The following is a 449-nucleotide window of genomic DNA, read 5'->3' on the forward strand; positions in this document are numbered from 1 at the left end:
CGGGAACTCAAAGGAGACTGCCAGTGATAAACTGGAGGAAGGTGGGGATGACGTCAAGTCATCATGGCCCTTACGAGTAGGGCTACACACGTGCTACAATGGCATATACAAAGAGAAGCGACCTCGCGAGAGCAAGCGGACCTCATAAAGTATGTCGTAGTCCGGATTGGAGTCTGCAACTCGACTCCATGAAGTCGGAATCGCTAGTAATCGTAGATCAGAATGCTACGGTGAATACGTTCCCGGGCCTTGTACACACCGCCCGTCACACCATGGGAGTGGGTTGCAAAAGAAGTAGGTAGCTTAACCTTCGGGAGGGCGCTTACCACTTTGTGATTCATGACTGGGGTGAAGTCGTAACAAGGTAACCGTAGGGGAACCTGCGGTTGGATCACCTCCTTACCTGAAAGAACCTGCCTTTGTAGTGTCCACACAGATTGTCTGATGAA

Annotated in this window: 1 rRNA gene; it reads left to right on the forward strand. The window is 51.0% G+C overall.

Annotation, left to right across the window (positions count from 1 at the left end):
- A 16S ribosomal RNA gene (locus AC007G_RS28325) occupies positions 1-402 on the forward strand; the annotation flags it as partial.
- Positions 403-449 lie beyond the last annotated feature (47 nt).

The sequence above is a fragment of the Klebsiella sp. CSG-1 genome, from assembly GCF_056521145.1.